Source organism: Plantibacter sp. CFBP 8775, from assembly GCF_014839505.1.
Lineage (GTDB): Bacteria > Actinomycetota > Actinomycetes > Actinomycetales > Microbacteriaceae > Plantibacter > Plantibacter auratus.
Genome location: NZ_JACYNV010000002.1, coordinates 74,279 through 100,095, shown reverse-complemented (window position 1 = coordinate 100,095; position 25,817 = coordinate 74,279). Strand labels below are relative to the sequence as shown.

Annotated in this window: 24 protein-coding genes and 1 pseudogene; 18 read left to right on the top strand and 7 right to left on the bottom strand. The window is 69.8% G+C overall.

Annotated elements, in window-relative coordinates; all coding sequences use genetic code 11:
* The first annotated feature begins 6 nt into the window (after positions 1–6).
* Together IFR14_RS13105 and IFR14_RS13100 are read left to right on the top strand one after the other, a co-directional pair.
* A complete protein-coding gene (locus IFR14_RS13105; RefSeq protein ID WP_191941368.1) occupies positions 7–909 on the top strand; it encodes a phosphodiesterase in 903 nt (300 codons plus the stop codon).
* A gap of 177 nt (positions 910–1,086) precedes the next feature.
* Positions 1,087–2,565, top strand: a complete 1,479-nt coding sequence (locus tag IFR14_RS13100) for an aspartate ammonia-lyase (RefSeq protein ID WP_086474295.1) — start codon at positions 1,087–1,089, stop codon at positions 2,563–2,565.
* A gap of 74 nt (positions 2,566–2,639) precedes the next feature.
* Here IFR14_RS13100 and IFR14_RS13095 read toward each other — a convergent pair whose 3' ends face one another.
* Positions 2,640–3,542 carry a fumarylacetoacetate hydrolase family protein gene (locus tag IFR14_RS13095; RefSeq protein WP_370281973.1) on the bottom strand — a complete coding sequence of 301 codons (903 nt, stop codon included), beginning with the start codon at positions 3,540–3,542 and terminating at the stop codon, positions 2,640–2,642.
* A gap of 329 nt (positions 3,543–3,871) precedes the next feature.
* Between IFR14_RS13095 and IFR14_RS13090 the strand changes: the two genes are divergently transcribed.
* Both IFR14_RS13090 and IFR14_RS13085 read left to right on the top strand, forming a co-directional pair.
* Positions 3,872–4,246 carry an FKBP-type peptidyl-prolyl cis-trans isomerase gene (locus IFR14_RS13090; RefSeq protein WP_137243256.1) on the top strand — a complete coding sequence of 125 codons (375 nt, stop codon included), beginning with the start codon at positions 3,872–3,874 and terminating at the stop codon, positions 4,244–4,246.
* Positions 4,247–4,334: 88 nt separating this feature from the next.
* Positions 4,335–4,865, top strand: coding sequence for an adenine phosphoribosyltransferase (locus IFR14_RS13085; protein WP_124769542.1), 531 nt, complete (start codon positions 4,335–4,337; stop codon positions 4,863–4,865).
* A 3-nt stretch (positions 4,866–4,868) separates the two neighbouring features.
* On the opposite strand, the gene IFR14_RS13080 is transcribed toward IFR14_RS13085, so the two are convergent.
* A complete protein-coding gene (locus tag IFR14_RS13080) occupies positions 4,869–6,185 on the bottom strand; it encodes an MFS transporter (protein WP_191941367.1) in 1,317 nt (438 codons plus the stop codon).
* 132 nt (positions 6,186–6,317) lie between these two features.
* Between IFR14_RS13080 and IFR14_RS13075 the strand changes: the two genes are divergently transcribed.
* Both IFR14_RS13075 and IFR14_RS13070 read left to right on the top strand, forming a co-directional pair.
* Complete coding sequence (locus tag IFR14_RS13075; RefSeq protein WP_191941366.1) at positions 6,318–6,749, top strand: pyrimidine dimer DNA glycosylase/endonuclease V; 432 nt, start codon at positions 6,318–6,320, stop codon at positions 6,747–6,749.
* A gap of 84 nt (positions 6,750–6,833) precedes the next feature.
* Positions 6,834–7,115 carry a YdeI/OmpD-associated family protein gene (locus tag IFR14_RS13070; protein WP_191941365.1) on the top strand — a complete coding sequence of 94 codons (282 nt, stop codon included), beginning with the start codon at positions 6,834–6,836 and terminating at the stop codon, positions 7,113–7,115.
* 36 nt (positions 7,116–7,151) lie between these two features.
* Here the strand turns inward: IFR14_RS13070 and IFR14_RS13065 are convergent, their stop codons facing one another.
* The gene (locus IFR14_RS13065) at positions 7,152–7,799 is read right to left on the bottom strand and encodes a hypothetical protein (RefSeq protein ID WP_191941364.1); all 648 of its coding nucleotides are present in this window, start codon (positions 7,797–7,799) and stop codon (positions 7,152–7,154) included.
* 168 nt (positions 7,800–7,967) lie between these two features.
* Here IFR14_RS13065 and IFR14_RS13060 point away from each other — a divergent pair, with 168 nt between their 5' ends.
* A complete protein-coding gene (locus IFR14_RS13060) occupies positions 7,968–9,008 on the top strand; it encodes an LLM class flavin-dependent oxidoreductase (protein ID WP_064294475.1) in 1,041 nt (346 codons plus the stop codon).
* Between the two features lie 33 nt (positions 9,009–9,041).
* Here IFR14_RS13060 and IFR14_RS13055 read toward each other — a convergent pair whose 3' ends face one another.
* Both IFR14_RS13055 and IFR14_RS13050 read right to left on the bottom strand, forming a co-directional pair.
* Positions 9,042–9,314, bottom strand: a complete 273-nt coding sequence (locus IFR14_RS13055) for a protealysin inhibitor emfourin (RefSeq protein WP_064294474.1) — start codon at positions 9,312–9,314, stop codon at positions 9,042–9,044.
* A 41-nt stretch (positions 9,315–9,355) separates the two neighbouring features.
* Complete coding sequence (locus IFR14_RS13050) at positions 9,356–10,465, bottom strand: M4 family metallopeptidase (protein ID WP_249407021.1); 1,110 nt, start codon at positions 10,463–10,465, stop codon at positions 9,356–9,358.
* A 151-nt stretch (positions 10,466–10,616) separates the two neighbouring features.
* On the opposite strand from IFR14_RS13050, the gene IFR14_RS13045 reads away from it, so the two are divergent.
* The 5 genes from IFR14_RS13045 to IFR14_RS13025 all read left to right on the top strand — a co-directional run bounded on the left by IFR14_RS13045 (position 10,617) and on the right by IFR14_RS13025 (position 15,451).
* Positions 10,617–11,780 (top strand): LLM class flavin-dependent oxidoreductase, encoded by a 1,164-nt coding sequence (locus tag IFR14_RS13045; RefSeq protein ID WP_079707385.1) that lies wholly within the window; start codon positions 10,617–10,619, stop codon positions 11,778–11,780.
* Entirely contained in the window at positions 11,777–12,406 is a 630-nt protein-coding gene (locus tag IFR14_RS13040; protein WP_191941363.1) for an FMN reductase, read from the top strand. The genes IFR14_RS13045 and IFR14_RS13040 overlap by 4 nt, the downstream gene beginning before the upstream one ends.
* A gap of 148 nt (positions 12,407–12,554) precedes the next feature.
* Positions 12,555–13,343: a hypothetical protein gene (locus IFR14_RS13035; protein WP_137243251.1), complete on the top strand. Its 789-nt coding sequence runs from the start codon at positions 12,555–12,557 to the stop codon at positions 13,341–13,343.
* A gap of 102 nt (positions 13,344–13,445) precedes the next feature.
* On the top strand, positions 13,446–13,715 hold the full coding sequence (rpsO, locus tag IFR14_RS13030; protein ID WP_056012204.1) for a 30S ribosomal protein S15: 270 nt from the start codon (positions 13,446–13,448) through the stop codon (positions 13,713–13,715).
* 248 nt (positions 13,716–13,963) lie between these two features.
* Positions 13,964–15,451 (top strand): amino acid permease, encoded by a 1,488-nt coding sequence (locus IFR14_RS13025; protein WP_191941362.1) that lies wholly within the window; start codon positions 13,964–13,966, stop codon positions 15,449–15,451.
* A gap of 144 nt (positions 15,452–15,595) precedes the next feature.
* On the opposite strand, the pseudogene IFR14_RS13020 reads toward IFR14_RS13025, so the two are convergent.
* Positions 15,596–16,081, bottom strand: a pseudogene (locus IFR14_RS13020) (DedA family protein); the annotation flags it as partial.
* Positions 16,082–16,198: 117 nt separating this feature from the next.
* Here IFR14_RS13020 and IFR14_RS13015 point away from each other — a divergent pair.
* Positions 16,199–17,119 (top strand): NADP-dependent oxidoreductase, encoded by a 921-nt coding sequence (locus IFR14_RS13015; protein ID WP_137243250.1) that lies wholly within the window; start codon positions 16,199–16,201, stop codon positions 17,117–17,119.
* On the opposite strand, the gene IFR14_RS13010 is transcribed toward IFR14_RS13015, so the two are convergent.
* Positions 17,109–18,221 carry an acyltransferase family protein gene (locus tag IFR14_RS13010; protein WP_240044032.1) on the bottom strand — a complete coding sequence of 371 codons (1,113 nt, stop codon included), beginning with the start codon at positions 18,219–18,221 and terminating at the stop codon, positions 17,109–17,111. The genes IFR14_RS13015 and IFR14_RS13010 overlap by 11 nt on opposite strands.
* A 117-nt stretch (positions 18,222–18,338) precedes the next feature.
* Here IFR14_RS13010 and IFR14_RS13005 point away from each other — a divergent pair, with 117 nt between their 5' ends.
* The 5 genes from IFR14_RS13005 (at position 18,339) to IFR14_RS12985 (ending at position 25,740) form a co-directional block, all read left to right on the top strand.
* On the top strand, positions 18,339–19,421 hold the full coding sequence (locus IFR14_RS13005) for an FUSC family protein (protein ID WP_191941361.1): 1,083 nt from the start codon (positions 18,339–18,341) through the stop codon (positions 19,419–19,421).
* 301 nt (positions 19,422–19,722) lie between these two features.
* Positions 19,723–22,014, top strand: a complete 2,292-nt coding sequence (locus tag IFR14_RS13000) for a polyribonucleotide nucleotidyltransferase (protein WP_079707114.1) — start codon at positions 19,723–19,725, stop codon at positions 22,012–22,014.
* Positions 22,015–22,208: 194 nt separating this feature from the next.
* The gene (pdhA, locus tag IFR14_RS12995) at positions 22,209–23,357 is read left to right on the top strand and encodes a pyruvate dehydrogenase (acetyl-transferring) E1 component subunit alpha (RefSeq protein WP_191941360.1); all 1,149 of its coding nucleotides are present in this window, start codon (positions 22,209–22,211) and stop codon (positions 23,355–23,357) included.
* Positions 23,354–24,400 (top strand): alpha-ketoacid dehydrogenase subunit beta, encoded by a 1,047-nt coding sequence (locus IFR14_RS12990; protein ID WP_191941359.1) that lies wholly within the window; start codon positions 23,354–23,356, stop codon positions 24,398–24,400. The genes pdhA and IFR14_RS12990 overlap by 4 nt, the downstream gene beginning before the upstream one ends.
* Complete coding sequence (locus tag IFR14_RS12985; protein WP_191941358.1) at positions 24,397–25,740, top strand: dihydrolipoamide acetyltransferase family protein; 1,344 nt, start codon at positions 24,397–24,399, stop codon at positions 25,738–25,740. The genes IFR14_RS12990 and IFR14_RS12985 overlap by 4 nt, the downstream gene beginning before the upstream one ends.
* The last annotated feature ends 77 nt before the right edge of the window (positions 25,741–25,817 follow it).

Genomic DNA, 25,817 nt, shown 5'->3' with positions numbered 1-25,817 from the left:
CGGACCATGACTTCCGACGTCCGTTTCGGTCAGTACCCGGCTCCCGACAGGGTCATCGTCCATCTGAGCGACCCGCACCTCTTGGCCGACGGCCGACGCCTCTACGACGCGGTCGACGTGCAGGCCAACCTTGAGCAGGCCCTCCGTCAGATCGAGCGCATGCAGCTCCGGCCCGACGCGATGGTGTTCACGGGCGACCTCGCGGACCTCGGAGAGGCCGACGCCTACCGTCGACTCCGGGAGCGGGTCGAGCCCGTCGCCGAGCGACTCGGCACCACCATCGTCTGGCTCATGGGCAACCACGACGAACGGTCGGTCATGCGGACGGAGCTCCTCGACCTGCCGGCAGGGGAGCAGCCGCTCGACGCCGTCTGGGACTTCGGCGGCTTGCGCGTCATCGGCCTCGACTCGACCGTCCCGGGGTGGCACCACGGCGAGCTCGAGGACAGCCAGCTGCAGTGGCTGGAGTCGGTGCTGGCCACGCCGGCGCCGCTCGGCAGCATCCTCGCCATGCACCACCCGCCGGTGCCGTCGAGTATCCCGTTCTTCGACATCCTCGAGCTCCGCGACCAGCACCGGCTCGAGGCCGTGCTGCGCGGGAGCGACGTCCGGGCCATCCTGGGCGGCCATCTGCACTACTCCACCTCGAGCACCTTCGCCGGCATCCCCGTCCAGGTCGCCAGCGCGAGCTGTTACTCGATGAACCTCTCGCTCCCGTCCGTGGAGGTGAACGGGATGTTCGGCGGTCAGTCCTTCAACCTCGTGCACGTCTACGACGACCGCATCACCCACTCCACGGTCCCACTCGGTGACTACACCACCGCCGACACCTTCAGTGCGGCGTTCATCGACCGCATGGCCGCCCTGAGCCCGGCCGAGCGGCTGGAGGCGTTCTCGCGCAAGCGGTGACCCACGGTCGCTGAACCGCAGGCACGGAACCGTCTCGGGTCCAAGACACCGCAGAGGCATCGCGGATCGCACCCGGCTACGCTGGAAGGGACATCCACCCACCAGGCAACGGAGCCACGAGTGACGATCAGCACCACCAGCAGCAGCACCCCCACCACCCTTGGAGCAGACGACGACATGGCGGACAGGACGAACAGCGACGAGACTCGGACGGAGTCGGATTCACTCGGTTCAATGGAGATCCCGGCCGACGCGTACTGGGGCATCCACACGGCACGCGCGCTCGAGAACTTCCCCATCACGAAGCGTCCGATCTCCGTCTACCCCGACCTCGTCGTCGCCATCGCGAGCGTCAAGCAGGCCGCCGCCCGCGCGAACGCCGAGATCGGGGTCCTCGACCCGGCGAAGGCGAACCTCATCGACCGCGCGTGCCAGATCATCATCGACGGTGACTTCCACGAGGAGTTCATCGTGGGTGTGATCCAGGGCGGCGCAGGTACGTCGACGAACATGAACGCGAACGAGGTGATCACGAACATCGCGCTCGAGCTCGCTGGCCACGCCAAGGGCGAATACCAGTTCCTGCACCCGCTCGACGACACCAACCGGTCGCAGTCCACCAACGACGTCTACCCGACCTCGATCAAGATCGCGCTCGCGTTCTCGCTGCAGTTCCTCCTGACGGAGCTCGGCCTGCTGCGCGACTCGTGCAGCGCGAAGTCCGTCGAGTTCTCCCACGTCCTCAAGGTCGGGCGCACGCAGCTCCAGGACGCCGTCCCGATGACCCTCGGGCAGGAGTTCCACGGCTTCGCCACGACGCTGAACGAGGACTACGACCGCCTCCACGAGACCCTCTGGCTGCTCGCCGAGGTCAACCTCGGCGCCACCGCGATCGGGACGGGGATCACTGCCGACCCGCGCTACGCGGAGGCCGTCGTCCGTCACCTCAACCAGATCACGGGCCTGGCGCTCACCACGGCACCCGACCTCATCGAGTCGACGAGCGACGCCGGCGGGTTCATGTCGTTCAGCGGCACCCTGAAGCGGAGCGCCATCAAGCTCTCCAAGATCTGCAACGACCTGCGTCTGCTGTCGAGTGGTCCGCAGGCAGGCCTCGGCGAGATCAACCTGCCGCCCCGACAGGCCGGATCGAGCATCATGCCGGGCAAGGTCAACCCGGTCATCCCGGAGGTCGTGAACCAGGTGGCGTTCAGCGTCGTCGGAGCCGACATGACGGTCACCATGGCGGCCGAGGCCGGGCAGCTGCAGCTCAACGCCTTCGAGCCGGTCATCGCCCACTCGCTGCTGCAGAGCATCGTCTGGATGGCGCAGGCGTGCAAGACGCTCCGGGTGAACTGCATCGACGGCATCACGGCGAACGAGGAACGGCTCGAGGTGATGGTCGGCGCGTCCGTCGGCGTCATCACCGCCCTGACCCCGTTCATCGGGTACCAGTCGGCTGCGGCGCTCGCGAAGACCGCGCTGCTCACGGGCCGCAATGTGGCGGACCTCGTGGTCGAGGCGAACCTCATGACGCGCGATGAGGTGACGAAGCAGCTCTCGCCCGCGCGGCTCTCGGGGATCGAGGCCATCACCTCGGCCATCCCGATCATCGACCTGCCGATCCCGGGCGCGGACTCCGACCCGAGTCGCTGACCGACGCGGCTGCACACGACGAAGCCGTCCGGACCAGGGTCCGGAGGGCTTCGTCGTGTGCTGTGGGGGAGTCGCTACCCGGCGGTGACCGTGCAGTGCGTCGTGAGCGATCCAACGCCTTCGACGGACACGGTCACCGTCGCGCCGTCGGTCAGGAAGACCTGCGGGTCGCGCGAGTATCCCGCGCCGCCCGGGCTACCCGTCGAGATGAGCGTTCCGGGCAGGAGCGTCGCTGAGCCCGACAAGTGTTCGATGAGCGTCGCGACGCTGCGGACCATGTGGCTGGTCGAGGAGTCCTGGAGCGTCACGCCGTCGAGAACGGTCGAGATGTGGAGGTCCTGCGGGTCGGGGATCTCGTCCGCGGTCACGACGACCGGGCCGGTCGGGGTGAACCCGTCGAAGGACTTGCAGCGCGACCACTGCGCCTCGGAGTACTGGATGTTGCGGGCGGTGATGTCGTTGACGACGGTGTACCCGAACACGTACCCGAGCGCATCGGCCGCATCGACATCGCGAGCGGCCCGGCCGATGACGACACCGAGCTCCGCCTCGTAGTCCACCTGCTCGCTGATCGCCGCGGGCCAGCTCGTGGTGCCCTCGTGCCCGGTGAGCGAGTTCGCCCACAGGCCGAAGATGGTGGGGGCGTTGTCGGTCTTGAGGTTGAGCTCCTGCGAGTGCGCCGAGTAGTTGAGCCCGACCGCGAGGATCGTCGGCGGACGGAGGACCGCGGACGCGTGGACGAGCCCGTCGAGGGGTTCTCCGCTGACACCGTGGGCGAGCGACGTCTCGACGAAGCTCCGTACACGGTCCAGCTCGGCAGGGCCGCGTTCGATGAGCTCCTGGAGGTCGCGCGGGGCGTCCTCGAGGATCTCGTCGAGGAACACCGCCCCGGTGTCGCTGATGACGGCGAGTCGGACCCGCGGCTCTGCGGGGGTACTCGGCTGGTGGTCTGTGGCGACGAAATGGGCGAACTTCACCCGTCTACGGTATCGCAGGCGCGTCGGGCGCGGGCGTTGTGGACATAGCGGTCCGAGCTGCGGGTGCCCGGACACGATGGAACGGGAGGCGAGACGGATCCCCGGGCGACGGCCCCGGACAGACTCATCGCCCGGTGCTGCGGCAATGCCTGCGAGTCGCCCGGGCGATGAGTTGGTCTGTCCCTCCAGCATGCACCCGGGGGCCACGGCCCGCAACCCCCAAGTACCGGGTGCGGCGCCACGACCACGCCACCAGGGGCCGGCCCGGGACGTCACGCGCTCAGCGAAATCCGCATGAACCGATCGGGCGGAACTGCTTGGATGGAGTCATGACCGATTCAGCACGCACCAAGCCCGAGGTCGACGCCCCCACGGGCCCGGCCCCCACCGAACTCGTCATCGAGGACATCTTCCTCGGCGAGGGCGACGAGGCCCAGGCCTCCTCGACCGTCGACGTCCACTACCTCGGCGTCGGCTACGACTCCGGCGAGGAGTTCGACTCCTCCTGGAGCCGCGGGCAGTCCATCAACTTCCCGCTGCGCAACCTCATCCAGGGCTGGCAGCACGGCATCCCCGGCATGAAGGTCGGCGGTCGCCGCAAGCTCACGGTCCCGCCGGAGCTCGCCTACGGCCCGGCCGGCGGTGGCCACCAGCTCTCCGGCCAGACGCTCGTCTTCGTGATCGACCTCCTGGGCGTCAAGTAACCATCCGCAGGTCACCCCTCGTCTCTCTCGACCGACGTGTCGCGGAGGCGAGGGGTGTCGCATGTCTCCCAGACCGAACGAGGACCACATGACCACCGCAACCCAGTACGTCGACCGCCTGACGGCGACCATTCCGGACTTCCCGACGCCCGGCATCCTGTTCCGCGACCTGACCCCGGTCTTCGCCGACGCCGACGCCTTCCGCGCGATCATCGACGAGCTGGCGGCGCGCTTCGAGGGTCGCTTCGACGCCGTCGCCGGTGTCGAGGCCCGTGGGTTCCTGCTCGCCGCGGCCGTCGCGTACGCGACCCACACGCGACTGGTCCCCATCCGCAAGGCGGGCAAGCTCCCGGGTGAGGTGCTCCGCGAGGACTACGGCCTCGAGTACGGCGCCGCCGCCCTGGAGCTGCGCACCGAGCAGCTGCCGGCCGGGACGCGCGTGCTCATCCTCGACGACGTGCTCGCGACGGGCGGCAGCTGCGGTGCGGCGGTCAACCTCATCGAGCGCGCCGGATACGAGGTGGCCGGGCTCGGGCTGGTGCTCGAGCTCGAGGGTCTGCCCGGCCGAGCCTCGCTCAGCGGTCGCGACGTCTTCTCGATCGCCACGGCTCCCGCCTAGGCGCTACGGCGTCGGCGTCCGGGCGTCATAGCGACGGAAGGCCCCCTGGACGCGGACGAGTGTCCAGACGAGCACGACGACCAGGAGCCCGCCGGCGAGCGCCGGCACCCAGAGCGCGAAGGCCGACGCGGCGAGGCCGATGTAGAGGTCGCCGACGCGGGGTCCGCCGGTCACGACGACGGTGAAGACGCCCTGCAGCCGGCCCCGCACGGCATCGGGCACGGCCGCCTGGAGGATCGTCATCCGGAAGATCGAACTGATGTTGTCGGCCGCTCCGGCGACGGCGAGGGCGATCGCCGCGATCACGATGGCGGGGAGGTTCGCGTCGGCGGCATCGTGCGTCGCCGTTCCGGAGAACGTGACCCACGCGAGGACCGCGCCGAAGCAGGCGATGGCGAGCCCGTAGACGATGATGGCCCGCTCGATGGCGCGGCCCTGGCGGTCGATCCGGCCGAGTCGTCCGGAGACGAGGCTCGACAGGAGGGTGCCGACCGCGCCGGCCGCGGTCAGGACCCCGACGGTGATCGCGCCGCCGCCGAGCAACAGGGTGCCGACGGCGGGGTAGAGCACCCGTGGGTTGCCGAACGTCATCGCGACGATGTCGACGATGAACGTCATCCGGACGTTCGGGGCCGTCCGGAGGAAGGTCCAGCCGTCGACCAGGCTCGCGAGGCCCGGAAGTCGACTGATGCCGCCTTCGGGCAGGATCTTCGGCAGCGACGCGATCCCGAGGAAGGCGGCGACGAACAGCACGACGTCGATCGTGTAGGTCCACCGGAAGCCGACGCCGGCCACGAGCACCCCGGCCAGCGCTGGTCCGACGGTCACCATGACACCCGCTGCGATGCCGGACAACGCCGCGGCGGACGGCAGGAGGCGGGCCGGCAGCAGCCGGGGGAGGATCGCCTGCCGCGTCGTCCCGACGATGGTCGTCGACACGGCGTTGATCGTCGTGAGGAGGTACAGGGGCCAGACCACCTCTGAGCCACTCCAGGCGAGCACCGCGATGATCGCCGTCGACACCCACGTGACCACGGCGGCCGTCAGGGCGACCGTGCGTCGGTCGAACGCGTCCGCGAGCATGCCCCCGTAGAGCCCGAAGCAGATCATCGGGATGAGGGCGATGACGCCCACGAGCGAGACCGCGAACGTCGACGCGGTGAGGTCGTAGACCTGGAGGCCGACGGCGACGATGGTCATCTGGCCGCCGATCCCGGTGATCGCCCCGCCGATCCACAGGCGGGCGAAGGCGGGACTCTCCCGGAGTGGACTCAGATCGACGAGGAGCCCGCGCCGACCGGATCCGGGTGCAGCGCTCACCGGGGCATCGGGTGACGGGATGTGGCGCGCTCAGGCATGCACCTCAGCCTACGCGCGTCGCGGCAGGGCTCGGCGGCGAGGGGCAGGGGCTGCCCGGAGTCGGTTGTCAGCGCCCTCGGGCAGGATGGAGACATGCGTCTCTGGTCGATCCATCCCCGGTACTTCGACGCCCAAGCGTTGACGTCGTCCTGGCGTGAAGGGCTGATCGCCCAGCGGGTCCTGCAGGAGCCAGAATCGAGCCTCCGTGCACACCCGCAGCTCCAGCGCTTCCTCGAGGCCGACGAACCGTTGGAGGCGATCGCGGCCTACCTCAACGGTGTCGCCGACGAGGCGCAGGAGCGCGACATCGTCTTCGACCGTGCGCGTGTCGTCGCGGCCGGCGTCCTCCCGGAACCCCTCGTCGTGACCGACGGCCAGCTCGACTACGAATGGGGCAACCTGCGACGGCACCTGCTCGGACGCAGCCCCGACGTCGCGTCCCGGTGGGCGAAGGTCTGGCGACCGCAGCCGCACCCGGTGTTCGTCGTCGTCGGCGGTGGCGTCGCGTCGTGGGAACTCGCCTGAGGGCCTGACGGCCCGAAGACCCGGCCGAGGTCGGTCAGGACCGAGCTGCTCGACGGTTGCCGCCTGACCCACTACCGTTGCGGCATGGGCAGACACGCTGATGTGGGAGCCGCGCCGCTCTCGGCGACCGGCACGGTGGTGCGGCTGCGGCCGGACCTCGAGGAGGCGATCGACGACGCCGGTCGATTGTCGTTCTTCCGCGGCCTGCCGAACAGCGCACAGCGGGAACTCGCGACGTGGGTGGAGCGATCCGACGACGCGCACCGGGATGCACGGATCGAAGCGGTCATCGAGTTGCTCGCCCAGCGGGCCGTGGAACTCCAGACGGCCGCTCCTGCGCGTACCGCGGGTGGTCAGCGGCGCTGACGGACGCATGGCGCCGCGCCCGGGCGTCGGCAGGGCTCAGAACCCGAAGTCACCGCCACCACCGAAGTCACCGCCACCACCGAAGTCGCCGCCGCCACCGACGTCGCCGAATCCACCGTCACCCCAGCCACCGCCGTCGGCGGAGGCGTCTGTCGCCGCGCCGTCTCCCGCCCCTGCCTCGGCACCGCTCTGATCGGTGCCGCCGGCATCGGCTGCGGCATCGGTTCCGACGGTGTCCGGAATGAACGCCTGCGCGATGGCCGAACCGACCACGACACCGGCGATGGTGCCGAGCATGGAGCTCGCCAGCATGCTGCCGAAGCTCATCCCGCCGCCCTGCGGACCGAGGGTGCGCTCGAGGGTCCCGGGCTGCCGCACTTCGGCCCGGGTGGCCGAACGCGCGAGGGCCTTGGGGGAGTCGTCTGCCGGTGCCTCACCGGTCGGGGCGTCCTCCGACAGCTGTCGGTACAGGATGCCCCGCTGCTCGGGGGTGAGCTTCGTGAAGGCCTCTTGGTGGACCTGTTCGATGGTCTCCGGCGGCGCGGTCCGCAGGAGGTAGCGGTAGCGTTCGACGGCGATCTCGTCCTCCGTCCGTGCGGGGGCCGAGGCCGGGCTCGCGCCGCCCGTCCCCTGGACAGGTCCATCGGAGTCGGGGCGTCCGAGCAGTCGATCGAGGAATCCCATGCTGTGCTCCTTCATGGTCGCGGGCGTCCAGCGTACGCGTCAGGTGTGGCATCCGGCTTGGATCGCCCTGGGAATCCACTGCGGTCGCCGAGGCGGAATATGTCAGGCCGTCCGAGCGCTGCACCCTGATGCGTCTGTCGCCGTTCGGCAGCGCGACGAAAGGTGACCATGCGACTCTCGATACTGGATCTCATCCCCGTCCGCACCGACCAGGACACCGCGGCTGCCCTCGCAGCGACGATCGCCCTGGCGAAGCGCGCCGACGAGCTGGGGTATCACCGGTATTGGGTGGCCGAGCACCACAACATGCCGTCCGTCGCATCGACGAACCCCGCGGTCGTCATCGGCATCCTGGCCGCCGCCACGCAGCGGATCCGGGTCGGCTCCGGCGGCGTGATGCTCCCGAACCACGCGCCGCTCGTCGTCGCCGAGCAGTTCGCGCTCCTCGAAGCGTCCGCGCCCGGCCGCATCGACCTCGGCCTCGGCCGGGCACCGGGCAGCGACCCGGTCATCTCCGCCGTGCTCCGCCAGTCGGGCAACACGAGCGACGTCGACCGGTTCCCGAACAACGTGCAGGACATCGTCGCCCTCCTCGGCGTCGACGGTGCGAGCGTGCGGATGACCTCCGGCGAGGAGTACGCCCTGCGGGGAACGCCGAAGGCCGGCAGTGTGCCGGACGTGTGGTTGCTCGGTTCGAGCGACTACTCGGCGGCGCTCGCCGCAGCACTCGGACTGCCCTACGTCTTCGCGCACCACTTCTCCGGCCAGGGGACGGCTCGGGCCCTCGAGCTCTACCGGTCGAGTTTCCAGCCGTCCGCACATCTCGACGCGCCTCGCACCTTCCTGACCGCGAACGCAGTGGTCGCCGACACGGCCGCCGAGGCGGAAGCGTTGGCGCTCCCCAACCTGCAGCAGATGGCGAGACTGCGTTCCGGCAAGCCGCTCGGACCCATCGCGACCGTCGAAGAGGCCGCCGCGACCGAGCAGAGCGATCTCGAGCTCGGTTTCGTCGAGCAGATGCGCGCTGCCTGGATCATCGGCGACGCCGACCAGGCTGCGGCGGAGCTGCAGGGTCTCGCCGACCGCTTCGGTGTCGACGAGGTCATGGTGTCGCCCGTCGGGTCTGCACGGGAGGGCACGCCGTCGAACTCGGCGCCCGCACGTGAGCGGACGATCGAACTGCTGGCGGAGCGCTTCCCGCAGCACTGACGCCGTCGGCGTCACCCGACTGGCGAGGAATCGTCAGTCGCGTGGCGGCTGGACGGCGCGCACCCGTTCGACGAGTTCCTGCCAGGGACCGGTGAGCTGCTGCTCGCCGAGGGTGGCCTCCTTAGGCGCACATCTGATGCGGTAGACGTACCGATCCGGGACCGGTGGTCCTTGTGGGGTGTCGTCCCACGGGAGGCGGTCGAGCAGGACGATCCACCGGTCGACGTCGGGCTGCTCGTCGACGACGACCTCCCAGCGTCGGGTGAGACCGGCTACACCGCCGCTCCTCGTCACCGTGACCTTCATGCCGCGATGCTACTCCGCGAGCGCGGGCGCTGCCACGACGCTCACGCGGACGGCTCGATGCCGACGAGCGCCCACGCCTGCCCGACCGCGGTGTGCTCCTCCGAGTCCACACCGAACCTGGCGGCGGCCGCAGCGATCGTCGCCGCGGCGAAGGTCGCGAAGTCGGCGCGCTCCGACAGGCCGCCGATGAGGGTGTCGTACCAGATGAGCCCCGCACGCTCCCAGGCGTTGCCGCCGAGGGCGACGGCGAGCGTCGCGAACGCCCGGTTGGGGATGCCGGAGTTGAGGTGGACGCCTCCGTTGTCGTCGGTCGTCTCGATGTAGTCGTCGAAATGCGCCGGCTGCGGGTCCTTGCCGAGGACGTCGTCGTCGTAGGCCGTGCCCGGGGCGAGCATGGAACGCAGTGCGTTGCCCTCGACCTCGTCCGTGAAGAGCCCTTCGCCGATGAGCCAGGACGCCGATGCCGCGTCCTCGCCGCGCGCATGCTGTTCGACGAGGGCGCCGAAGACGTCGGACACGTGTTCGTTGAGCGCTCCAGGCTGCCCCTCGTAGACGAGGTTCGCCGTGTACTGCGTCACGCCGTGGGCCAGCTCGTGGCCGATGACGCTCAGGGAGCTCGTGAAGCTGCGGAAGACCTCGCCGTCGCCGTCGCCGAAGACCATCTGTTCGCCGTTCCAGAACGCGTTGTCGTAGTCGTCGCCGTAGTGCACCGTGGCGAGCAACGGCAGCCCGCGGCCGTCGATGGAGTCGCGTGCGAACGCCTCGGCGAAGAGGGCGTGGGTGTCGCCGAGGCCGTCGTAAGCGGCGGAGACCGCGGCGTCGGTGGTGGCGGGCTCACCCTCCGAGCGGACGAGCGTGCCCGGGAGGGTCTCGGTCCGCCGGGCGTCGTGGATGCTGCGTTCCGGGGTGCCGACCGGACGCTTGCCGGCCGTGGCGCTGCGCACGGGATCAGCGGCCCGCTCCGACCCTGGCGCGGGGAAGCGGTATGGTCGCGTGGCGAGCAGCGAGTACCGTGCGGCACTGGCGGCGCGTGCCAGCTGCGGAGCGTCGAGTTCGGCGATGCGCTCGAGCAACCAGGGCGGGACGATGCCGCACACGTGCCGCGGGGCCGGTGTCGGCATGCTGGACGAAGGGTTCGGTGAGCCGTTCATGCGGTGATCCTGCCATAGCTGGCCGACACGGCGTACGGCTCGCGCGGCGCGCTGTGGACAGGATGCCGAACGGGCCGGGAATAGCGCGGGTGTGAACGCCGTTGTCCTGGATATCCATGCAAACGCATGAAAGAACGAGTGGGAGCGCATGATGCAATTCGGAATCTTCACGGTGGGGGATGTCACCACCGACCCGACCACCGGGATCACGCCCACCGAGCACGAGCGCATCGAGGCGATGGTCGCGATCGCCGTGAAGGCGGAGGAGGTCGGTCTCGACGTCTTCGCGACCGGCGAGCACCACAACCCGCCCTTCGTCCCGTCGAGCCCCACGACCATGCTCGGCTACATCGCGGCGAAGACCACGGACCTCATCCTCTCGACGAGCACGACGCTCATCACCACGAACGACCCGGTGAAGATCGCCGAGGACTACGCCATGCTGCAGCACCTGGCCGGCGGCCGGGTCGACCTCATCATGGGCCGTGGCAACACGGGGCCCGTCTACCCCTGGTTCGGCAAGGACATCCGCGAGGGCATCAACCTCGCCATCGAGAACTATGCGTTGCTCCACCGCCTCTGGCGAGAGGACTACGTCGACTGGCAGGGCCAGTTCCGCACCCCGCTGCAGGGCTTCCAGTCCACGCCGCGACCGCTCGACGGCGTGCCGCCCTTCGTGTGGCACGGCTCCATCCGGAGCCCCGAGATCGCCGAGCAGGCGGCCTACTACGGCGACGGCTTCTTCGCGAACAACATCTTCTGGCCGAAGGAGCACTACATGCGCCTCATCCAGCTGTACCGTCAGCGGTTCGAGCACTACGGGCACGGCACGGCCGCGCAGGCGATCGTCGGACTCGGCGGTCAGGCGTTCATGGCGAAGAACTCGCAGGACGCCGTCGCCCAGTTCCGGCCGTACTTCGACAACGCCCCCGTGTACGGTCACGGGCCGACGCTCGAGGACTTCACCGAGCAGACGCCGCTCACCGTCGGCAGCCCGCAGCAGGTCATCGACCGGTACGCCGGGATGCGCGAGACCTTCGGCGACTACCAGCGTCAGCTGTTCCTCATGGACCACGCCGGGCTCCCGCTCGCGACGGTGCTCGACCAGCTCGAGATCCTCGGTGGCGAGGTCGTGCCGGTGCTGCGCAAGGAGTTCGCGAAGGACCGTCCGGCCGACGTGCCGGAGGCGCCGACGCACGCGTCGATGGTCGCGGCCGCTGAGGCGGAACTCGCTTCGCGCTCCGGTGCGGTCGAGACGAGCCGGGTCGCATCCGGTTCGGCGTTCGGCGCGGCGGCGGTCGGGGCGACCCGATGACCGCGAAGCGCACGCTTGCCGTCGTATCGGCCGGTCTCAGTCAGCCGTCGTCGACGCGCCTCCTCGCCGACCGCCTCCGCGACGCCACCGTGGCGCGCCTCGAGCAGGACGGGTACGAGGCCCGGACGACGTCGATCGAGCTGCGCGACCTCGCGCAGGACATCACGAACAACCTGCTGACCGGGTTCCCCAGTCCACGGTTGTCCGAGGCGATCGAAGCCATGACCGCCGCCGACGGCGTGATCGCGGTGACGCCGATCTTCTCCTCCAGCTACTCCGGCTTGTTCAAGTCGTTCTTCGACGTGGTGGAGCCGACCGCCCTGACCGGGGTGCCCGTCGTCCTCGGTGCGACGGGTGGGTCGGCCAGGCACTCGCTCGCCCTCGAATACGCCGTGCGTCCTTTGTTCGCCTACCTGCGGGCGGTGACCGTGCCGACCGCCGTGTTCGCGGCCTCCGAGGACTGGGGGTCGGGCGACGCGCAGGTCAGCGCCCTGCCGGCGCGGATCAACCGCGCGGCCGGTGAGTTGAGCGCACTCGTGGCGGCCTCGGACCGTTCCGGGCGCCTGGACGACCCGTTCGCGCTCGATCGCCCGTTCTCCGAGCTGCTCGGCGGTCTCGGGGCCTGATCGGACGTCTCCGTCCGATCTCCCCGATGCGGGCGGGGATCGCCGGGTGCGGTCCCCGCCTCCGTCGTTCCCAGGCTCAGCGCCCCGGTCTTTGGGATACTGGTGGCGTGCGTCGCCGTCCGGCGTCGCCGGAGGGAATGGTGGCCAGGTGATCCCCGGAGCGCGTCGACTCGGTTCGCTGCTGCAGCGTGCCGCTCGTACCGCGGCGCTCGCCGTGGTGGCGGTGTCGATCGGCGCCGGATCCCTCGTCCTGCCCCTCGCCGCATCCGCTCCCGCGTCGGCCGCCGGCACTGGCACGATCGAGAGCCCGACCGACGGCGACACCGTCTACCGCGTCGACTACACCCTGGACGGTGAGCAGGTGAGCGGATTCGACGTCACCGGCACCGCCGATGCAGGTGCCGACGTCGTGCTGTCCTACTGGCGCTCGATCGACCTCTACGACTCGGCGAAGGCCTGCTTCAGCAGCTCCACGGCCGATGACGCGTCGTGTGACCTGCAATCCACCGGCGGGACGGGGGCGACCGAGTTCCGCTTCGACGGCCAGCCGATCGAGATCGGGAGCGACGGCGGATGGTCCACCAGGATCAACATGACCCAGTGGCTTCGCGGCGCGGACGCGGGGGAGTACGACATCACCCTCGCTCTCGTGTCGACGAACGCCGACGGCGGGGCCACGCTCGGCGACCCGGTCCGGCTCGTCTACGACTCCACGACGACCGCGGAGGCGGCGGAGGCGGCGGCCGAGCCCGCGCCGAACGCCGGTGCCGGACCGCCGCTCTGGGTCTGGTTGCTCCTCGCCTTCCTGGTCCTGGACCTCATCGCGCTCGTCCTCATCCTCGTGCTGCGTCGCCGACGCCGGGTCGCCGCCACCGAGGCGGAGGAGCGGGCGAACGCGAAGCGGCGCTCGACGCACCGCGAACCTCCCACGCTCTGAACCTGCTAGAATCACAAGGTTGCCGTCGAACGGCCGCGGATCAAGAGAGCCCACGCATCAGGCGACGGGCACCGCGCAACGAACAGAGAGGGGATCACCACTATGGCGCTTGAAGGAGACCGTAAGAAGGCGATCATCGAAGAGTACGCAACCCACCCAGGTGACACCGGATCCCCCGAGGTCCAGGTGGCGGTCATGACCCGCCGCATCAAGGACCTCACCGAGCACCTCAAGGAGCACAAGCACGACCACCACTCGCGTCGTGGCCTGCTGCTCCTGGTCGGACAGCGTCGCCGCCTCCTCGGCTACCTCCAGGCCGTCGACATCGAGCGCTACCGCTCGCTGATCGAGCGCCTCGGACTCCGCCGCTAGGCAGCACTCTGAACCCTCCGCCAGCTCACGAGACCCACGGTCCCTGAGCCTGTCGAAGGGCGCTGACACCGCGAGCTTCTTCGTGACGGGCCGTCATCCTCCGGGATGGCGGCCCGTTCGTGTTCGATCAGGAACCCTGCAGCCGGAGAACATCACGTCTGCGACTCGACCTCAGCCTGCTCATCTGGCAAGGTCGAGAGTCGGCTTCGAGCGAGGCCACGAGGTACCGCACCACGGCAAGGAGCACCATGAGCATCTGGCGGACGAAGAGCATCGAGGACTCCCTCGCGGATTCCAGCGTCGAAGGGCGCAGCCTGAAGCGCACCCTCGGCACCTGGGACCTCATGATCATGGGTGTCGCGGTCGCGGTCGGCGCCGGCATCTTCTCCGTCGGAGCCAAGGCCGCGGGCAACTACGCGGGTCCGTCCGTGTCGCTCGCGTTCATCCTCGCGGCCGTCACCTGTGCCCTGGCCATCATGTGTTACGCGGAGTTCGCCTCCACGGTGCCCGTCGCCGGCTCCGCCTACACCTTCACCTACGCCACCCTCGGTGAGCTCCTCGCGTGGATCATCGGGTGGGACCTCATCCTGGAGATGCTCACGGCGGCCGCCGTCATCGCCAAGTACTGGGGCATCTACCTCAGCAACGTCTTCCTGCTCTGGGGCTGGGACGTGCCGAGCGAGCTCGACGTCTTCGGGCTCAAGGTCAGCTGGGGCGCGTTCGTCATCGTCGCGATCTTCACCACCCTGCTCGTCCTCGGGACGAAGCTGTCCTCGCGTGTCGCGAGCGTCTTCACGATCATCAAGGTCGCGATCGTCATCTTCGTCATCGTCGTCGGCGCCTTCTTCGTCAAGGCCGCGAACTACACGCCGTTCATCCCCGACGAGGTCCCGACGAAGGGCGGGGCGTCCTACGCCTGGTCGCAGTCGCTGTTCTCCTTCATGACGGGGGCCGCGCCCGCGCAGTACGGCGTCTTCGGTCTGCTCGCCGGTGCCTCACTCGTCTTCTTCGCCTTCATCGGGTTCGACGTCGTCGCCACGAGCGCGGAAGAGGTCAAGAACCCGCAGCGCAACCTGCCACGCGGCATCTTCGGTGGCCTCGCCATCGTGACCGTCCTCTACGTCGGCGTGAGCCTCGTCCTCACCGGCATGGTGCCGTACACGACGCTCGCCGAGGCTGAGGACCCCTCACTCGCGACGGCGTTCATCGCGGTGGGCGCGGACTGGGCGGCGCAGGTGATCTCGATCGGCATCCTCGCCGGCCTGACGACCGTCATCATGGTGCTCCTGCTCGGCCTCGCCCGCGTGGTCTTCGCCATGAGCCGCGACGGCCTGCTCCCGCGCTCGCTCAGCGTCACCTCCGAGAAGCGCAAGACACCCGTGCGGGTGCAGCTCATCGTCGGCGCGCTCGTCGCGCTGATCGCCGGCCTGACCGACGTGGGCATCCTCGAGGAGATGATCAACATCGGGACGCTCTCCGCGTTCGTGCTCGTCAGCATCGCGGTGATCGTGCTGCGGAAGAAGTACCCGAAGCTGCCGCGCGCGTTCCGCGTCCCGTGGTCGCCGTTCCTCCCGATCCTCTCAGCGGTGCTCTGCGTCTGGCTCATGCTCAACCTGACGACGCTCACCTGGGTGCGGTTCCTCGTCTGGCTGGCGCTCGGCTTCATCATCTACTTCGCCTACAGCCGGCGGCACTCCATCGTCGGCAAGAAGGCGCGGGGCGAGCTCGTCGAGTGAGGCCTGTGTCCGTCGCCGTCGTGCGGCCAGGGCTGCGCTGATCCGGTCGACGGCCACGCCCAGGCCGACGGCGACGACGATCGAGACGGCGGTCGCGAGTACCGGCTGATCCGGGAGGAACCGGCCGACGACGGCTCCGACGCCCACGTTCCACAGTGCCCAGGCGAACCCTGCGAGGACGGTGATCGGAAGGTACCGACGGGGGCGGAGACCACTCGCCCCGGCGACGAGGTTGACCGCGATGCGCGCGAACGGGATGTAGCGCGCGGTGAGGATGGCTGCAGCGGCGCGGCGCTCGAGTGCGACGCCCGCGCGTCCGATCGCGCCGGCGACCCGCGGGCGCCGCATCCAGGCGAACCGTGTGGTCCCGATCCGTCGCCCGAGGAGGTAGCAGGACACGTCGCCGGTCACGGCGCCCGCCCAGGCCACGCCGATGAGGAGGGCGAGGTCCGGCGAGCCGCTCGACGCCGCGATCGCGCCGAGCGCCGTCACTGCGGTCTCGCTCGGCAGGACGACCAGGAACGCGTCGGCGACCGTCAGCAGGTACAACGCCGGGAACACCCAGCCCGACGCGGCGATCTCGAGCAACCACGCCGTGATCGCCGTCTGCAGCTCATCGACCCATGCCATGTCCGCGATTCTCGCTCGGCCGGGTGAACGGCGCGTGACGTCCCCTGCGGCCAGGGTGGTCCTCGCCCGGGAAGCGTGTGAGCATGGAGGTCGGCGGAAGCCGGCAGAGGAGGCATCATGGCGAGGTTCGTGCGGTTCGACCGGTTCGGTGGCCCCGAGGTGTTCCACCTCGTCGAGGGCGACATCCCGGTGCCCGGCCACGACGAGGTCCGCGTCCGTGTCCTCGTCGCAGGCCTCAACCCCGTCGACCACAAGCTCGCGGCATCACCCGAAGCGCTCGCCTCCTTCGGCCGGGACGTCCCGAGCGGGAATGGCAACGACTTCGCCGGGGTGGTGGACGGCGTGGGGAGCGGCGTCCAGGGATTCGCGACGGGCGACCACGTCTACGGCGGACACCGGTTCCACGCGCAGGCGGATTTCCTCATCGCCCCGGCCGGCATCCTCCATCACGTGCCGGACGGGCTCACCATCGAGCAGGCCGGCGCGCTGGACATCGCGGGACGCGCGGCGATCGCATCGGTGGCCGCCGTCGGCGTCCAGCAGCCGGACACGGTGCTCGTGAGTGCTGCGGCCGGCGGGGTCGGCGTGCTCGCGGCGCAGCTCGCCAGACGGACCGGCGCGGTCGTGCTCGGCACCGCCGGTGCGGCAAACCAGGAGTTCCTCCGCGGTCTCGGCATCATCCCCGTCCAGTACGGCGACGGCCTGCGCGAGCGTGTCCTCGAGGCGGCCCCTGGCGGGATCACCGCCGTCATCGACACCCACGGCCGGCCCACCCTCGAGCTGGCGCGCGACCTCGGCGTCGCGCCGGAGCGGGTCAACACGATCGCGGACCGACCGTTCGCCGCCCAGCACGGGTTCCGCGGCGTCGGCGGTCAGGACGCGACGCTCGACGAGCTGGCAGCGCTCGGCGAGTCGATCGCGCGGGGTGAGATCGTCCTCCCCATCGACAGCGTGTGGCCCATCGAGCGGGTCGTCGACGCCTACCGTCACCTCATCGACGGTCACGTCCGCGGGAAGGTCGTCCTCGTCACCTCGTGACGTCGCGGCGGGACCCGGTCGGGTCGCTCCGAGGGGGCTCCGGGTCGAAGGCCCGCTTGCGACTGAAGATGAACGCCGCGCGGGGTTCGATGAGCGGTCTCGTGATGCGGCGCACGGGTCCGCTGGAGAGCACGATGACGATCAGGACCGACAGCGCAAGCAGGCCGATGAGGACGAGCTCGGGGCTGCCCGTGTCGGTGAGGACGCCCGACTCACGCAGGGGGTAGAGCACGAAGGAGTGCAGCAGGTAGACGTACATCGTCGACTGTCCGTACCGGGTGATCCACGACTGGCCGCGGGGGACGAGCACGAAGAACGCCGCGGTGAGGACGACGGCCAGCAGGATCGCCGCGAGTCGCACCAGGCCGCCCGTCCCGTCCTCGTTGCCGAGCGCGGTGTAGCCCCGGTCGTAGAAGAACCAGTAGCGCAGGTCGATGCGCCGCCACAGGTCGATCCCGCCGACGAGGACGACCGCCCACGCGATGAGGACGACGGCGGCGGCGATCCGGATCCACCAGGCCCTGGTGCGGACGAGACGCCAGCGGTCCACAAGACGCCACCGGTTGATCTGCCACCCGAGCACGAAGAACGGGAGGATCCCGAGTGCGCGCGAGAGCGAGAACGTGCTGTCGACGTTGTCGAGGTAGCCGACGCCGACCGAGATCACCACGCTCCAGAGCAATGGCCAGCGCAGGAGCGCGAGGTAGGGCAGGACGAGGCGGAAGATGCCGAGCGCGAGGAGGAACCAGAGCGTCCACGACGGTTGGGTCGGGTTGAACGCGCGTTTGCCCTCGACGAGGAACTGCACGAGGGACCAGATCCCCTCCATGATCAGGTAGGGCAGGAGGATGTCCGTGATCACCCGACGCATCTGTCGTCGTCCGGGAGGGGCCGACTTCGAGAAGTACCCGCTGATGATCGCGAACGCCGGCATGTGGAAGGCGTAGAGGAACAGGTACACGACGAGCGCGGGGTCGGACTCGGAGGTCAGGCGCTGGATCGCATGGCCCATGACCACGAGCGTGATGCACGCGAAACGGGCGTTGTCCCAGAACGGGACGCGCTGCTTCGGGCGAGCGGCTGCCGGCGCGGGATGCGTCAACGTCACCTCCTGGGGTCCGCACCAGCGTAGCCCGGGGCGGCACGCGCGACGACGGGGCCCGGGCGCCGGGCTCAGGATGGCGTAGCGTTGGATGGTTGCACGAGAGCGGAGGACCGGATGGCTGAACGCGGTCTGAAGACCTCGCTGATCAGCTTCGCGCCATCGCCCAAGCGCTGGCCGGCAGCCCTCACGGCTGCGATCGCGATGGCCGTGCCGGTCGCGGTCGCGACGTTCTTCGGACTCACCCCGCTCGGCCTGCTCACCGGCCTCGGGGCGTTCACCGCGCTCTACTGCGCGCCGCTCAGCCGCCGGGACCGTCTCCGGGTGCTGCCGCTCATCGGAGCAGGACTCATCACGGCCGCGGCGTTGGGTGTCGCGATGTCGGGTTCTCGGCCGCTGACCGCGATCGGTCTCATCGTCGTCGGGTCGGTGGTGATCTGGCTGGTGCAGGGCATCGTCCTCGGCCCTCCGGGCGCGCTGTTCTTCATCCTCGTGTTCGGCATCGCCGGGCACCTGACCGCGCCCGTCCCGATCGGCGGCGCCGGGCTCGACGGCGGGCTGGTCATCCTCCTCGTGGCGGCCGGTTCCGCCTTCGCCTCGCTGGTGGTCGTCGCGCCGTTGCTCGTGCCGGCGGTCCGCCGCGGCGCGGGGAAGCCGACGCCGATGCGCGTGCTGTTCCCCGAGTACCGGCTGAGCGCGACCGACCGCCGGATCGCGACACGCCTGACGGTCGCGCTCGCGATCAGTGCGGTCCTCGGAGCGGTCCTCGGCCTCGGTCACGGGTACTGGATCGCCGGGTCCGCCGTCGCGATCCTCAGCGTCGGGCACTCGCGCACCCTGAGCGCGACACGCGGCGTGCACCGCGTGCTCGGGACGGTCGTCGGCGCCGGGATCTTCCTCGCGGTGGCCTCGCTCCAGCCGCACGGCTACGTCCTCGCGCTCGTGCTGGCCGCCCTGCAGTTCACGATCGAGCTCGTCGTCATCCGGCACTACGCGTTGGCGCTCGTCTTCATCACGCCGCTCGTGCTCATCATCAGCACGTCCTCGTCGACGCAGCCGGTGCTCGCGATCGTGGGGGAGCGCGTGCTCGACACCTTCCTCGGAGCGGCTATCGCGATGCTCCTCCTGCTCGTGTCCTGGGGACGCGACCGCCGACACGCGGCGTCTCCGAATGCCCCTGGCACCCCGCCCATCACCTGAGGATCCGTGTCGTTCCGGGGATCGCCGAACCCCCCTCTGCTAGGCTGGCCGACGGCGGACCGTGATGGTCCGCTCCGCGCACAGCCAGCCGACAGGAAGCTGGTCCTCGGTGGTGTATCCCTCGCGATCCGCGGGTGGTGTTCTACTGGTGGCCAGCCAAGTCCCGGAAGACCGGGCGGCTTGAGCAAGTACTGCGGCTGTGTTGCGCGCTGCATCATGCACGACCGCGCTCGACGGCGCGTCCATTCGGGACGCGCGGCCCGTCACTCGACGGGAGCGCACACGTACGAAGGAGAGACCTGTGGAAGGTCCAGAAATCAAGTTCGCCGAGGCCGTTCTCGACAACGGCAAGTTCGGCAAGCGCACGGTCCGGTTCGAAGCCGGCCGCCTCGCGCAGCAGGCACAGGGCGCGATCGCCGCGTACCTCGACGAGGAGACCATGCTCCTCTCGGCCACCTCGGCCGGAAAGCACCCCAAGGACAACTTCGACTTCTTCCCCCTCACGGTGGACGTCGAGGAGCGTTCCTACGCCGCCGGCAAGATCCCCGGTTCGTTCTTCCGTCGTGAGGGCCGCCCCTCGACCGAGGCGATCCTCGTCTGCCGCCTCATCGACCGGCCGCTGCGCCCGTCGTTCGTCACCGGCCTCCGCAACGAGGTCCAGATCGTCATCACCGTCCTCTCGATCGCTCCGGGAGAGTTCTACGACGCCCTCGCGATCAACGCGGCGTCGATGTCCACCCAGATCTCGGGTCTGCCGTTCTCCGGTCCGATCGGCGCCGTCCGTCTCGCGCTGATCCCCGGCCAGGCCGGCGAGGCCGACCAGTGGGTCGCCTTCCCGAAGGTCGACCAGCTCGAGGAGGCCGTCTTCGACATCATCGTCGCCGGTCGCATCGTGACCGACGCCAACGGCAACGAAGACGTCGCGATCATGATGGTCGAGGCGGAAGCCACCGAGAACAGCTGGAACCTCATCAAGGGCGGCGCCACGAAGCCCGACGAGGCGGTCGTCGCGGCCGGTCTCGAGGCCTCCAAGCCGTTCCTCAAGCAGCTCGTCAAGGCGCAGAGCGAACTCGCCGCTCAGGCGGCCAAGGAGATCGCGGCCTACCCCGTGTTCCTCCCGTACACGCAGGAGAGCTACGACGCCGTCGCCGGTCTCGCACACGACGAACTGGTGAACGTCTACCAGATCGCCGACAAGATCGAGCGCCAGAACGCCGACGACGCCCTCAAGGACCGCGTCAAGGCGGAGATCACCGAGCGCGTCGAGGCCGGTTCGCTCGACGCCGAGGTGCTCACGCAGTTCTCGGCGGCGTACAAGTCCGTCTCGAAGGTGGTCATGCGCGGCCGTGTCCTCCGCGAGGGCATCCGCATCGACGGCCGCGGCCTGACCGACATCCGTCCGCTCGACGCCGAGGTGCAGGTCATCCCGCGCGTCCACGGTTCCGCGATTTTCCAGCGCGGCGAGACCCAGATCCTGGGTGTCACCACGCTGAACATGCTCAAGATGGAGCAGCAGATCGACTCGCTGTCGCCCGTCACGAAGAAGCGCTACCTGCACCACTACAACTTCCCGCCCTACTCGACCGGTGAGACCGGCCGGGTCGGTTCGCCGAAGCGTCGCGAGATCGGGCACGGCTTCCTCGCCGAGCGCGCACTCGTGCCGGTGCTGCCGAGCCGCGAGGAGTTCCCCTACGCGATCCGCCAGGTCTCCGAGGCCCTCGGGTCCAACGGTTCGACCTCGATGGGTTCCGTCTGCGCCTCGACCCTGTCGCTGTTGAACGCCGGTGTGCCGCTCCGCGCACCCGTCGCCGGTATCGCCATGGGCCTCATCTCCGACGTCGTCGACGGTGAGACCCGCTACGCGGCGCTCACCGACATCCTCGGCGCCGAAGACGCCCTGGGCGACATGGACTTCAAGGTCGCCGGTACCTCCGAGTTCGTCACGGCCATCCAGCTCGACACGAAGCTCGACGGCATCCCGACCTCGGTCCTGACCGGTGCGCTCCAGCAGGCCAAGGACGCCCGCACGACGATCCTCTCCGTCCTGAACGCGGCGATCGACGCTCCCGACGAGATGGCGCCGACCGCGCCTCGCGTCATCAGCGTCCAGATCCCCGTCGACAAGATCGGCGAGCTGATCGGCCCGAAGGGCAAGACGATCAACTCGATCCAGGACGAGACCGGCGCCGACATCTCCATCGAGGAGGACGGCACCGTCTACATCGGCGCCGTCGACGGTCCGTCGGCCGAGGCCGCTCGTGCCCAGGTCAACGCGATCGCGAACCCCACCAACCCGGAGGTCGGCGAGCAGTTCCTCGGAACCGTCGTCAAGATCGCCGCGTTCGGCGCGTTCGTCTCGCTGCTCCCGGGCAAGGACGGCCTGCTGCACATCTCCGAGGTCCGCAAGCTCGCCGGTGGCAAGCGTGTGGAGAACGTCGAAGACGTGCTCGGCGTCGGCCAGAAGATCCTCGTCGAGATCACGAAGATCGACGACCGCGGCAAGCTCTCGCTCGCTCCGGTCGTGGCCGATGAGGCCGACACGCACGGCAGCGACGCTGCCAGCGAGGGTCCTGAGGCCCCGGCCGAAGGCTAGGTCACACCAGCTGCACCCGAACGCCCGTCCCGCCTCTGCGGGGCGGGCGTTCGCCGTTGCGCGGAGTGTCGACGGTTGAGCGCCAGGGTGATCCGGCGTAGCCTCGGACCACCTCGCGATGACGCGAGGGCACGGCATCGCTCACGAGGCACCGCCGTGAGGTCACCGAACTCAAGGCGGCGTGCATCGTGTCGATGGAGACTCACACCCAATTCCCGCAGGATTCCGACGAGCGGGGAGGTGATGCACGCGAACCGGTCCCGGTCGACCACGGGTGCGTCCAGCTCCTCGATCCGGACGGCGTCCGTCAGGAGGACGCCCTCTACGACCTTTTCGTCGCCGACCTCGGTCACACCGAGCTGCTCGCGCTCTACGAGGACATGGTCGTCACGCGTCGCATCGACACGGAGGCGACGGCTCTGCAACGGCAGGGCGAGATCGGTCTGTGGCCACCGTCGCTCGGGCAGGAGGCCGCCCAGGTGGGGTCGGCGCGGGTCCTGCGGCGCGGGGACTTCGTCTTCACGAGCTACCGCGAACAGGCCGTCGCCTATTGCCGTGGCGTCGAACTCGACCAACTGATGGCGATGTGGCGGGGGACCGCGCTGTCGGGCTGGGACCCGTTCGCGGTCGGCATGGCGACGCCGGCGGTCATCATCGGGGCCCAGACGCTCCATGCGACGGGCTACGCGATGGGCTGTCAGCGCGACGGGTCCGACGCGGTGGCCGTGGCCTACTTCGGCGACGGGGCGACGAGTCAGGGCGACGTGAACGAGGCGCTGGTGCTGGCCGCGAGCTTCCAGGCACCCGTGGTCTTCTTCTGCCAGAACAACCAGTACGCGATCTCCGAGCCCGTCGGGCTGCAGGCCCAACGCCCCATCGCGGACCGGGCACCGGGCTTCGGGGTGCCGAGCATGCGGGTCGACGGCAACGACGTGCTCGCCGTGACGGCGGCGATGCGGATCGCCGTCGACCGCGCACGTTCCGGTGGTGGGCCGACCTTCATCGAGGCCGTCACCTACCGCATGGGGCCGCACACCACCTCGGACGATCCGACGCGGTACCGGGACGAGAGCGAGGTCGCGTCGTGGCGTGCGAAGGATCCGATCGCCCGTCTCGAGCGTCTGCTGGAGTCCGACGGGGTCCTCGACGAGACGGCCCGAGCCCACGTCGCGTCCGTCGCCGACGCCGCGGCCGCCCGGGTCCGTGCGGGGTGCCTCGCCTTGACTGCCCCTGACCCGCTCTCGCTCTTCGACGAGGTCTACGCCACCGCCCACCCCGGGCTCGAACGGCAACGCGAGGAGTACCGCTCGTACCTCGCGATGTTCGACGGTGGTGCCCGATGACCACGCTCACCCTCAGCAAGGCGATCAACACGGGACTGCACCACGCCCTCGCCGATGACGACCGGGTCCTGTTGCTCGGCGAGGACATCGGCCGACTCGGCGGGGTGTTCCGGGTGACCGACGGCCTGCAGGCGGAGTTCGGTGCCGATCGCGTCGTCGACATGCCGCTGGCGGAGTCTGCGATCATCGGAGCGGCGATCGGTCTGGCGTTCCGAGGCTTCCGGCCGGTGTGTGAGATCCAGTTCGACGGGTTCATCTATCCGGGCTTCGACCAGATCGTCGCGCAGTTGGCGAAGCTGCACTACCGGACGAAGGGGGCCGTGCGCATGCCGGTCACCATTCGGGTGCCGTACGGCGGAGGAATCGGCGCCGTCGAGCACCATTCCGAGTCCCCGGAGGCGTACTTCGCGCACACGGCGGGACTGCGCGTGGTGACGTGCTCGGACCCCCAGGACGCGCACACCATGATCCGTCAGGCGATCGCGTGCGATGACCCGGTGCTGTTCTTCGAGCCGAAGCGGCGGTACTGGACGAAGGGCGAGGTCCTCGACGACCTCCCCGCCGATCCGCTCGCCTTCACCCGTGCGCGGACGGTTCGCGCCGGCACGGACGCGACGTTGGTCGCCTACGGGCCGCTCGTCCAGACGGCGCTCGAGGCTGCGGAGGCTGCTGCCGACGAGGGTGTCGACCTGGAGGTGATCGACCTCCGATCCCTCGCGCCCCTCGACGTCGACGCCGTCGCGGCCTCGGTCGAGAAGACGGGGCGACTCGTCATCACGCACGAGGCGCAACGCTCCGGAGGGGTCGGAGCCGAGCTGGCGGCCTCGATCACCGAACGCTGCTTCGACCTCCTCGAAGAGGCCCCGGTGCGGGTGACGGGGTTCGACACGCCCTATCCCGCTTCGGCGCTCGAGGACCATTTCCTCCCGGACCTCGACCGGATCCTGGACGGGGTGGATCGCGCACTGGGGCGTCGGTCCTCCGCCTCGGACGTCGGCAGGGCCGAGGCCCGGTCTGTGACCGGTGGGGAGGGACGGCGATGAAGCGGTTCTCCCTACCCGATCTCGGTGAAGGGCTGACCGAGAGCGAACTCGTGTCCTGGCGCGTCGCCGTCGGCGACCACGTCGAGCTCAACCAGGTGATCGCCGAGGTCGAGACCGCGAAGGCGCTCGTCGAACTGCCCGCGCCGACCGCCGGCGTCGTCACGAGGCTCCACGTCGAACCGGGGACGACGGTCCTCGTCGGCGAGGCGCTCGTCGACTTCGCGCCTGATGGTGAGACCGCTCCGCTCCCGTCGGTCCCCGAGGCCGACAGACCGGACGTCGACCGCCCGAGTGGGGCGGCGGACCGCGAGCCGGTCCTCGTCGGCTACGGCCCTCGCACGGCGAGCGGTGAACGGCCACGGCGCCGTGCCCGGGCCGCCGGCGATGACACACCTGCCCCGGCGCACACCGCCCCGGTGCCGGAGCGTTCCCGGCCCCGCGCGACACCGCCGGTCCGGCGACTCGCCCGCGACCTGGGCGTCGACCTCGGAACGCTCGTCGGCACCGGCGTCGGTGGTCGGATCGCGCGTGAGGAGGTCGAGCGCGCTGCGACCGACCTGAGCGGGCAGCTGCCGGAGCGTGCTCGCGGAGCGGGAGCAGCACCGGCCGGGACCCCAGAGGTGACGGCCACGGCGGCCGACGGCTCGGTGCGTCGGCCGATCACGGGGGTCAGACGCCGGACCGCCGAGGCGATGGTGAACAGTGCGTTCACGGCTCCCCATGTGACGGAGTTCCTGACGGTCGACGTGACGCCGACGATGTCGCTGCTGGACGCGCTCGCCCACTCGCCTCGCACCGGGGACCACCGGGTCAACATCCTGACCGTCCTCGCCAAGGCGGTGTGCATCGCCGTGAGACGTACCCCTGCGGTCAACGCGAGTTGGGACGAGGCTGCCGGGGAGATCGTCGAGTACGGCCACGTCGGACTCGGGATCGCCGCAGCGACGCCGCGAGGACTCCTCGTGCCGAACATCGCACGGGCGGAAGAGCTCAGCCTGTTCGAACTCGCGGACGCCGTGTCGGACCTCGTCCGCACGGCCCGCGAGGGACGCACCGCTCCGGCGGAACTGCGAGGGGGGACGATCACGATCTCCAACGTCGGCGTCTTCGGCGTCGATGCGGGGACGCCCATCCTCAATCCCGGTGAGGCGGCGATCGTCGCGCTCGGTGCCGTCCGTCGCCGGCCGTGGGAGTTCGAGGGGCAGGTCGCGCTGCGACACGTCGTGACGCTGTCGCTGTCGTTCGACCATCGGCTCATCGACGGGGAACAGGGGTCCCGGTTCCTCGTCGACCTCGGGACGATGCTGTCCGATCCGGCGATGGTCCTGACGATGGTGTGAGCGTCGTGTCCAGGCCCTCGCGCCCGCCCTCCCAGGCGGACGTTTGGGCCTGGACGCGACGACCGCGACGTGGCATC

Coding starts and splice junctions, on each gene's coding strand:
- IFR14_RS13105 (WP_191941368.1), top strand. CDS start 7: ATGACTTCCGACGTCCGTTTCGGTCAGTACCCGGCTCCCGACAGGGTC.
- IFR14_RS13100 (WP_086474295.1), top strand. CDS start 1,087: ATGGCGGACAGGACGAACAGCGACGAGACTCGGACGGAGTCGGATTCA.
- IFR14_RS13090 (WP_137243256.1), top strand. CDS start 3,872: ATGACCGATTCAGCACGCACCAAGCCCGAGGTCGACGCCCCCACGGGC.
- IFR14_RS13085 (WP_124769542.1), top strand. CDS start 4,335: ATGACCACCGCAACCCAGTACGTCGACCGCCTGACGGCGACCATTCCG.
- IFR14_RS13075 (WP_191941366.1), top strand. CDS start 6,318: ATGCGTCTCTGGTCGATCCATCCCCGGTACTTCGACGCCCAAGCGTTG.
- IFR14_RS13070 (WP_191941365.1), top strand. CDS start 6,834: ATGGGCAGACACGCTGATGTGGGAGCCGCGCCGCTCTCGGCGACCGGC.
- IFR14_RS13065 (WP_191941364.1), bottom strand. CDS start 7,799: ATGGGATTCCTCGATCGACTGCTCGGACGCCCCGACTCCGATGGACCT.
- IFR14_RS13060 (WP_064294475.1), top strand. CDS start 7,968: ATGCGACTCTCGATACTGGATCTCATCCCCGTCCGCACCGACCAGGAC.
- IFR14_RS13055 (WP_064294474.1), bottom strand. CDS start 9,314: ATGAAGGTCACGGTGACGAGGAGCGGCGGTGTAGCCGGTCTCACCCGA.
- IFR14_RS13050 (WP_249407021.1), bottom strand. CDS start 10,465: ATGAACGGCTCACCGAACCCTTCGTCCAGCATGCCGACACCGGCCCCG.
- IFR14_RS13045 (WP_079707385.1), top strand. CDS start 10,617: ATGCAATTCGGAATCTTCACGGTGGGGGATGTCACCACCGACCCGACC.
- IFR14_RS13040 (WP_191941363.1), top strand. CDS start 11,777: ATGACCGCGAAGCGCACGCTTGCCGTCGTATCGGCCGGTCTCAGTCAG.
- rpsO (WP_056012204.1), top strand. CDS start 13,446: ATGGCGCTTGAAGGAGACCGTAAGAAGGCGATCATCGAAGAGTACGCA.
- IFR14_RS13025 (WP_191941362.1), top strand. CDS start 13,964: ATGAGCATCTGGCGGACGAAGAGCATCGAGGACTCCCTCGCGGATTCC.
- IFR14_RS13015 (WP_137243250.1), top strand. CDS start 16,199: ATGGCGAGGTTCGTGCGGTTCGACCGGTTCGGTGGCCCCGAGGTGTTC.
- IFR14_RS13005 (WP_191941361.1), top strand. CDS start 18,339: ATGGCTGAACGCGGTCTGAAGACCTCGCTGATCAGCTTCGCGCCATCG.
- pdhA (WP_191941360.1), top strand. CDS start 22,209: ATGGAGACTCACACCCAATTCCCGCAGGATTCCGACGAGCGGGGAGGT.
- IFR14_RS12990 (WP_191941359.1), top strand. CDS start 23,354: ATGACCACGCTCACCCTCAGCAAGGCGATCAACACGGGACTGCACCAC.
- IFR14_RS12985 (WP_191941358.1), top strand. CDS start 24,397: ATGAAGCGGTTCTCCCTACCCGATCTCGGTGAAGGGCTGACCGAGAGC.